Here is a 7,786-nt window from a genome sequence, read left to right as displayed (position 1 = left end):
GTAAGGGATGGCGACGCTCAACGTCTTCTGACGGCGGCATAGGGTGCTGAAATCCGGAACTTGCCAGTCCAGCCCTGCGAGCCGCAATAGGCTTTCAACGAACCCTGCCGTCTGTCGAAGGGGCATGCCAAAAAGCACCTTCATCGTGAGACAAACCTGGATCGCCGCGTCGCTGAACTCAGGCTGACGCCCGCGCTTGCCCGTCGGAGCCGCATGCCAGGGCATCTCAGGATCAAACCAGATCGACAGGGAACCACGCTGCTTCAACGCCGTGTTGTACGAAGGCCAGTTCCTGGTCTTGTACGTCGTAGGGGACCAACTGCTCATGCACGCCAGCTACCACGCTGGATTCAAACAGTGAATCCCTCAAACCATTTGTGCAACAAAGTCTCGCGTATCGCATCCAGAACGCGCCCAAGCGTTTCGGGGTTCTGCTCGACCGAAATAACGACAAGGACGCTTGGGAAGATCTGAACCTTATTGGCGGCTCCCAGATGTACAGCACTGGTTGAGTCTTCTTCCGGCAAGTAAGTCTCGCTGCCGATAGCGCTGACAAATGCATTGCGCTTGTACCGCCCATAGATCAGCGGGTCGACCTCCATCACGTTGTCGATGATCTTGTCCGCATCTTCAGGAGTCGCCTGAATCTCGATCTGCCATACGCGTTCCACTGTGCCTGTTCGTGTCTTGAGTTTGCTGATGTCCATGCCTTGCATTTTCCTTGTCTGTTATCTTCTTTGTGCCATGGCCACTCGGGCCTGATGATGAACGCCAGTCACAACCTGAAGCCGAATTTTGCGGCGGTGATATGCGTGTCGCCACGAAGATCGTTTTTGCGATCAAACCAAGCATTGAGCGAGCCTCCTTCGGCGACAGTAGGCTTGAGCTGATTATTGCGGAAACGAATAATATTGCTAAGCGTGATGAGATATGGAAATCTTACTTCATGAAGCGTGATCTCGAAATCGACCTGCTGCGATCCTTCGTCGCCGTCGCGGCGCATCGAAACTTCACGCATGCTGCACAGGCCATTGGACGCACCCAATCAGCTGTCAGCCTTCAGATCAAACGGCTTGAAACCATCGTGGAGAAACGCCTCTTTGAGCGGAGCCGTCAGTCCGTGTCGATCACACAGACCGGCGAAGCGTTGTTGGTCTATGCAAACCGCATTCTGGCCGCAAATGATGCTGCACTGTCACATCTGCAACGCCCAGAGGCGGAAGGATTGATCCGGATTGGCGCGCCTGATGACTACGCGACTTTCTTGCTGCCTCCGATACTATCCGCCCTGACGAAAGCGCATCCCAGATTGCAGTTCGAAGTGACATGCGACAACGCCAGCGATCTGCTGCCTTTATTGACGCGGGGACAACTGGATGTGGTCGTTGCAACGCACCGTCCAGATTCTGTCGCTGGACAGGTCGCGAGGCGTGAGCCGCTTCATTGGGTTGCCTCGCCCGTCTTCATCGACGACCACGAACAACCTCTTTCGCTCGTTCTGTTCCCATCTGGTTGTGTGTGCAGGGAAATTGCCTTGGACGTATTGAAGCGCATCGACCGCCGATGGCGCGTTGCATATTCCACGCGCAGCATAGGGTTGATCGAGAAAGCCCTTCTTGACGGATCGTCGGTTTCAGTGATGGAGGCCTCTGTCATACCACCTGGTCTCAGGGTCATTGACGGACAGGCCGGTTTGCCCTCGCTGCACGAGGTGGTGATATCCGTTCACCAATCGAACACCTGCGAAGCGCACGTGTCCCTCGCGGCCGACTTTCTGGTAGAAAAACTGGGCAGGGCCCCTCTGCGAGCTGTTTCGTGACACGGGCTTGACGGCAGCGCTGAATTGAGACCGGACATTGGGATCGTCGGCCTGTGTGCCAGCTCTGTCCGCGTCGCGGTCACAGCTCGGCTAGGAAACCGTGCTGCAACGCCGCAAGTTCGGTGTGAGCCCATACCTCCAAAATGCCTCGCCCCAGGCGATGGCTGCTAGGCAGCAACATCGTTGACTCTGCTCTCTTGGGTGCTTTATCGCTGGGGGCATGATCAGATCGTTCTTTGTATCGCAGGAATATTATCCTCAGCTTCGATAGCTGCGGGCAATTCATCATTGGTTTTCCGCTGCCCCTGACAGCGGTCAACATGCAAACGACCTTGTGCCGGGCGGCAAATTCAAAGGTCGAAAAATGAACAACAACAGCAGAAGTCAAAACGCGTCGCTCGGCATCGTGGGGTTTGGTGCGTTCGGACAACTTGCGGCCCTTCATCTCGGCCAGCATTTCGAGATATCGGCCTTTGATCCGTCCATGGGTCGTGCCACGGTCGCAAAGCAACTCGGAGTGCGTCTGGCATCACTGCACGATGTATCGCAGGCTGATGTGGTCCTCATTGCGGCACCGGTTTCCTCATTTGAGAAGGTAGTGAACCAGATCGCGGTTGCTTGTAAACCTGGCGCGCTGATTGTCGATGTTGGCTCAGTCAAAGTAGTTCCCTCGGAAATCATGCGACGGTTGCTACCGAACCATGTAGACATCGTCGCCACTCACCCTTTGTTTGGTCCCCAGAGTGCCAACACAGGTATTGAGGGTTTAAAAATTGCAGTCTGCCCCATTCAGGGAAGACGACATTTGAGGCTGGCCGCTTTTTTACGCAAGTCTCTGGGTCTGACTGTCATCATGACGGCACCAGAAGAACATGACCAAGAAGCAGCTGTCGTCCAAGGGCTCACGCACCTTATCGCGAAAGTGCTACTGAGAATGGGGCCGCTTCCAACGCGCATGACAACGAAGAGCTTTGACTTGTTATCTGAGGCGATTTCCATGGTTCAGCACGATGCGCCAGAAGTATTCGAAGCGATTGAGAAATCCAATCCCTACGCCGAGACCGTGCGACGTCGGTTTTTTGATTTGGCCGCAAGTTTAAGTGTAGAGCTGGAAAATGCATTGAGGATACCACCGCACAATGAAAGCAGGCATTGATGGAGCACCACCCAATTGCAGTTTCGCCCTGCTGGGCTGACTTTATCGGTCCATGTTGGCCGGTGCTGCAAACCACACAAACGTTATCTGTCAGACTGTGCGGCGATGGCAGTAATCTCGATCAGCGTCACCTCATCGCCCAAATCAGCGCCAACACATGCTCTCTGAGGCCAGTTCTCCGGTGGCCCGATCCAATCGCACCAAACTTTGTCCATTTCCGCTTTCATGGACATATCGCTGAGGAACACCGTGACTTGGAGCAGCGCATGTTTTCCGCTGCCTGCTTCGAATAGTTTACTCTCCAGAAAGCGCAGGGTGTTGCGCGTTTGGGCTTCAATACCGTCTGACGCGTCGGGGTCATATGCAACCAAGAATGCCATACCGTTGAAAGCGACAGCATCGCTCCGCCCTTTTTCGCTACTCAAAGTGCGTTTGATGTTCATGGCTCTGGTCCGCCCTGTTTCTGAGTTTAGTCACTTCATAGCAGAGGCGCGCACTAAGGGAACAAGCGCGATTGAAGCTGTTGACAGCTCGCTGAAAAATTGTTCTCTGGCACTATGCGAACCGAAACCGTCCATGCCAAAAAGGTTAAGAAACTCTCCCACAGGGGGGAGTGATGGACTACGGCCGCTAAAATCTTACGGAAGTATTCAAACTCAACCCCGCCGATGGCGACGGGGTTTCTGCGTTTGCCTTCGGTCTTAGAATCTGGAGACAAAAAGGACCTCGCAAAACCTAAGCATTGGTGGTCTTTGGCTACCTATCGTAACGCCGTTTCAGAACGGTGCTGTCGATCTCGCTTCTCTTCGACGACTCGTCCGCCATTATCGCGACCAACCCATTGATGGGCTTGTCCTTGCAGGAACCACAGGTGAGGCACTGACACTAAATGTCGACGAGATCTCTGACATTGTGCGTTCGGTTTCGGACGAACAGCAAGAAATTGGGACACCAATTCCCGTCTTGCTTGGCGTCAGCGGAAGTAACACCCGAAAAGTCATCGAGTACATTTCATATACAGCGGGCTGGCCAATAGATGGCTATCTGGTCAGCGGCCCTGCCTATTCGCGCCCATCTCAGGTCGGCCTATTGTCGCATTTCGAAGCCATCGCTGATGCAACCACCCGGCCCTTGGTCATTTATAATATCCCCTACCGGACTGGGGTGAACCTCTCAAACGACGCACTCATTCGTCTTGCTGGCCGGGATAATGTGATCGGGATAAAAGACTGTTGCGCTGATGCTGAACAAACACTGGATCTTCTAAAGCGACGACCTCAGAATTTCGCCGTGATGACGGGTGAAGATTTAGCTTACCACGCTGCTCTTTGCGCAGGTGCCGATGGCGCAATCCTTTCCGCAGCCCACTTGATGACGCAGGAATTTGCTCAGGTTCAAATCGACCTTTTTAACGGACATGTCAGTGAGGCGAGAACCAAATGGTATGACCTCCACGATTTAACCAAACTGCTGTTTGCAGAACCTAGCCCCGGCCCGTTGAAGCATTGGCTTTGGCGGAATGGTCTCATTGAAAGTCGGGAACTTCGACTGCCTATGACGACGATTAGCGATGTGTTGGCCGAACGGATCGATACAAGGGCGATGGCTTTGACCTGCTCCCCATAGAGTCGCTTTTTTCAGTTGGATCTACTCAGGTTTTGGTCTCCAATTGACCGGTTAGCATATTGATACGGCGTCAGATCAGCGAGGCTTGAATGGGGCCATTCTCGGCTCTTTGTCCCCGGTTCTGTTACTGCCCATTCTTTGGTTAAAGGAGAAAGCGCCACCGCGCCCACAAGCAATCATGGGGACAGCAATGGCAGTTACGGGAACCGCCGTGATTGCAAACCTCCAAAGCAGGTTAGGGCTCACTCATTCTGTTCGGAGAAAACCCATTGAGATCAACCTTCTTCTTGTTGCTGGCTTCTGTCTATACATAAGCTCGTGACCACTAGCGTGACGGCAATGTTCAAAAGTGACCGTCCGATGGCAGGCGAAGGGCGAGTTCAAATGAGAAACATGCAAAAAGACGTTCGCCAGTACGGTGGAGAACCGTCCCGGATTGCCGTGCTCCACGGTGGACCGGGTGGCGCGGGAGAAGTTGAACCATTTGCTCGTGAACTTGGACGAAGAGGCTACGCCGTATTGGAGCCCTTTCAAACACGCCGATCCGTTGATGGACAAGTGGATGAACTCAGATCACAGATTGAACGACACTGTATACCACCCGTGGCGGTCATTGGGTGGTCCTGGGGTGCATGGCTTGGTTGCCTACTTGCCGCTCGATATCCAGCGCTTGTTCGCACGCTTATCCTTGTGGGTAGCGGACCATTCGATGCTAAATACGCCGAAGCAATCCGAACTACAAAGAACTCTCGCCTGTCTCAAGACGAGCGTGATGAACTAATGGCCCTTCGTCCAATGGAAGGAGAGCCGGAGCAGATCGAACGATTCATCGAACTTAGCGATCTTGCCGATACCTTCAGGCGAGACACGTCCATTCAACCAAGAGTCGATTTAAACATAGAAATCCACGAAACTGTTTGGCCGGAAGCGAATGAAATGAGGATCAACGGCACTCTTCTGAAGGAGGTGTCCTCTATCCGCAGTCCTGTTACTGCGATTCACGGGGACTACGACCCGAGGCCAGCAGATGGGGTGCGCATACCGTTGCGAACAGCGCTCCCCGCGGCAAATTTCGCCAAGCTCCCAAAATGCGGACACAAACCATGGCAAGAGATCCACGCAAAGGAACGCTTCTTTGAGTTAATTGAAGTAGCCATCGCTTAAGTACGGCTAGCCGCTGCCCGACGAAACGGCCCGTCAGCATGGTGTGCCTTGATGAAAACGCAGCCTCCATCGACCTTGGCTCTTTACCCATATTGACGAGCGGCGACCTCGTTCAATGATATCGCCATACCGAACCTCACTGGTATAGGCCGCGACTGCGACGTCTGGCGCAATCAAATCTACCCAATAGTCTGGGAGCGGCAGCACGGCATCGATTGAGGCTGCCAGATCGGTGTCGAAAAACATCTCCGCTCTTTCATAGCGACGGCCAGACCTGCCAATTTCCACAAAACCTTCAGCAAAAGTCTTCTCCATAAGCGCGCGATCATAGCGTGTCTCAGTGCGCCAGAGTGTTTCCTCCAATGCCGTTAAAACTCTCCCGTCCTCTGAACTAAGCGCCATCACAACCCCATCAAACTGACACCTCATGTGTCCCCAAAGCAGGCGTTTCTACGTTTTTTGTCAACGTACACTTCGCCTAATGTGCCAAAATTGACGGAAACACTGCGAACGGCAGTAAAGAGCCCGAAACCACAGGTGTCGACAAAGATATGCGGGCATTCGGTAAATGCCCGCAGTGTAATATACTGCTCGATTATGCAGCTTGATCCATACGAATTTCACCATTGTGCAAGAAGCAAGCCTTGTCGAAAGCAGACAGATCTAGCGGGTTTGGCAGTCTAACATCCGACAGGTCGGGCATGGGCTTGTCGCTGAGATCGAAAGAGCGATCAATTTGCGAGATCATTGCGCAAATAGCGCCTGTTGCTTTCACATGTCTACGTAGAGACCTGATCTGATCGTCAAGGCTTGGATTTGTGCGCTTTTGATCCAGAAGTTGGAGGTAGTCGATAACGGCGACAACCGGTTCACGAAAGAGCTCCAGGCAACTGATAACGTAGTCCGCAGACACCTCGTCTGATGTATCAACAATCATATCATGCCGGCCTGACCTCGGATCTATCCCTAGCGATGAGAACCGTTCTTCGACGTCTTGTTCGTGATAATCCAGCGTAAAGAACAACCCTTTGCGGCCAAGCTCTGTCGCCCTTGACGCCAACTCGAGCCCAAGGAGGGTCTTACCTTGCCCAGGCCTTGCCCCGACAAGAATCAGGTCTCCGGGTTCAAATTGCGTTAGAATGGTCGCAACCGGCTTTTTTGTTGACGTAGACGATGTAAGGTGGCTCCAGCTCTGAAACCCTTCTTCAATCGCCATTTTGTCTAGCGCTTCGTGCAAAGGGATACGCTCCCGGCGCGCCATGAGTCTGGCTTGTCGTTTCAGCCGATAGATTGGAGCGGATAAATGCATGTACGTTCCTCCCCTTTCGAGCCGCTGAAGCAATCCCTCCTTATGCACGCGCCCGATTGAGACAGGTCCTGGTTCGCTTCGCTCCGCATGTCAGATGCTTCCCGGATGGAGGGCGGAGGCCCGAGCAAGGCCCACAACAACCGTGTCTTATCCGACCCTAAAACTCAACACTGAAAATCCTTGTCCTGAATTCACGAGGAAAGACCATGGTCGCTGCACGTGGCTTTGTTGCACAAATCGGTTGAAGGGTGGACTTCCCCTTTCCCCGGGCGGACTTATCCTACGGGCTCTGTGACGGGAATGCCAAGAGCGGTGTAGCGGTTGAGCACCGCGATCCGGATCTGAAGCTCAGCGACTTGCCGCTCGAAGTCTCTCGCCATGAGGCCTTGGCCAAGCAGTTTGACGCAGTGCATTTTTGTTTCTGCGCGGCTCCGGCGGTGATATCCGGTCAACTTTCGCCAGAGTGCCCGCCCGAGATATTTGCAAGCTCTCACAGCTTCGTTTCGTGCCACGGCCCCCGCCGTGGTTGGCTTCCAAAGTTGGGCATTTTTACGCGGCGGGATGACGGCTGCGGCACCCCGAGCGGCAATCACATTGTGACATCTTCGAGTATCGTAGGCGCCATCAGCTGTGACGGTGGCAATCTCCTGATCGGACGGGATCTGCTCCAACAGGTCAGGCAGCATTGGGGCATCGCCGACATTGCTTGTGG

10 protein-coding genes are annotated in these 7,786 nt (G+C 53.7%); 4 read left to right on the top strand and 6 right to left on the bottom strand.

Going from position 1 to position 7,786, the window contains the following annotated elements; all coding sequences use genetic code 11:
- Positions 1-327, bottom strand: a 327-nt coding sequence (locus D9K61_RS10070) for a transposase (RefSeq protein WP_162946828.1), incomplete at its 3' end; no start/stop codon positions are given.
- A 23-nt stretch (positions 328-350) separates the two neighbouring features.
- Positions 351-707: a hypothetical protein gene (locus D9K61_RS10065; protein WP_120633130.1), complete on the bottom strand. Its 357-nt coding sequence runs from the start codon at positions 705-707 to the stop codon at positions 351-353.
- A 239-nt stretch (positions 708-946) separates the two neighbouring features.
- Between D9K61_RS10065 and D9K61_RS10060 the strand changes: the two genes are divergently transcribed.
- Together D9K61_RS10060 and D9K61_RS10050 are read left to right on the top strand one after the other, a co-directional pair.
- On the top strand, positions 947-1,819 hold the full coding sequence (locus tag D9K61_RS10060) for a LysR substrate-binding domain-containing protein (protein WP_162946827.1): 873 nt from the start codon (positions 947-949) through the stop codon (positions 1,817-1,819).
- Between the two features lie 334 nt (positions 1,820-2,153).
- Positions 2,154-2,975 carry a prephenate dehydrogenase/arogenate dehydrogenase family protein gene (locus D9K61_RS10050; protein WP_256386743.1) on the top strand — a complete coding sequence of 274 codons (822 nt, stop codon included), beginning with the start codon at positions 2,154-2,156 and terminating at the stop codon, positions 2,973-2,975.
- 83 nt (positions 2,976-3,058) lie between these two features.
- Here the strand turns inward: D9K61_RS10050 and D9K61_RS10045 are convergent, their stop codons facing one another.
- On the bottom strand, positions 3,059-3,418 hold the full coding sequence (locus tag D9K61_RS10045; protein WP_120633126.1) for a RidA family protein: 360 nt from the start codon (positions 3,416-3,418) through the stop codon (positions 3,059-3,061).
- Between the two features lie 265 nt (positions 3,419-3,683).
- On the opposite strand from D9K61_RS10045, the gene dapA reads away from it, so the two are divergent.
- Together dapA and D9K61_RS10035 are read left to right on the top strand one after the other, a co-directional pair.
- A complete protein-coding gene (gene dapA, locus D9K61_RS10040; RefSeq protein ID WP_120633125.1) occupies positions 3,684-4,601 on the top strand; it encodes a 4-hydroxy-tetrahydrodipicolinate synthase in 918 nt (305 codons plus the stop codon).
- A gap of 393 nt (positions 4,602-4,994) precedes the next feature.
- Entirely contained in the window at positions 4,995-5,765 is a 771-nt protein-coding gene (locus D9K61_RS10035) for an alpha/beta fold hydrolase (protein WP_216825776.1), read from the top strand.
- Positions 5,766-5,798: 33 nt separating this feature from the next.
- On the opposite strand, the gene D9K61_RS10030 is transcribed toward D9K61_RS10035, so the two are convergent.
- The 3 genes from D9K61_RS10030 to D9K61_RS10020 form a co-directional block, all read right to left on the bottom strand.
- Positions 5,799-6,167 (bottom strand): DUF4440 domain-containing protein, encoded by a 369-nt coding sequence (locus D9K61_RS10030; protein ID WP_256386744.1) that lies wholly within the window; start codon positions 6,165-6,167, stop codon positions 5,799-5,801.
- 193 nt (positions 6,168-6,360) lie between these two features.
- Positions 6,361-7,074 (bottom strand): DNA helicase, encoded by a 714-nt coding sequence (locus D9K61_RS10025; protein ID WP_120633122.1) that lies wholly within the window; start codon positions 7,072-7,074, stop codon positions 6,361-6,363.
- 275 nt (positions 7,075-7,349) lie between these two features.
- The coding region (locus D9K61_RS10020; RefSeq protein WP_120633121.1) for an IS5 family transposase at positions 7,350-7,786 on the bottom strand (437 nt) is incomplete at its 5' end.

It is taken from the genome of Ruegeria sp. EL01, assembly GCF_900313035.1.
Taxonomy (GTDB): Bacteria; Pseudomonadota; Alphaproteobacteria; order Rhodobacterales; family Rhodobacteraceae; genus Ruegeria.
This window is presented reverse-complemented; position numbering and strand designations above follow the sequence as displayed.

Bases quoted from the DNA above. Each gene is read 5' to 3' on its own strand.
- D9K61_RS10065 (WP_120633130.1), bottom strand. From the start codon at position 707: ATGGACATCAGCAAACTCAAGACACGAACAGGCACAGTGGAACGCGTA.
- D9K61_RS10060 (WP_162946827.1), top strand. From the start codon at position 947: ATGAAGCGTGATCTCGAAATCGACCTGCTGCGATCCTTCGTCGCCGTC.
- D9K61_RS10045 (WP_120633126.1), bottom strand. From the start codon at position 3,418: ATGAACATCAAACGCACTTTGAGTAGCGAAAAAGGGCGGAGCGATGCT.
- D9K61_RS10035 (WP_216825776.1), top strand. From the start codon at position 4,995: ATGCAAAAAGACGTTCGCCAGTACGGTGGAGAACCGTCCCGGATTGCC.
- D9K61_RS10030 (WP_256386744.1), bottom strand. From the start codon at position 6,167: ATGGCGCTTAGTTCAGAGGACGGGAGAGTTTTAACGGCATTGGAGGAA.
- D9K61_RS10025 (WP_120633122.1), bottom strand. From the start codon at position 7,074: ATGCATTTATCCGCTCCAATCTATCGGCTGAAACGACAAGCCAGACTC.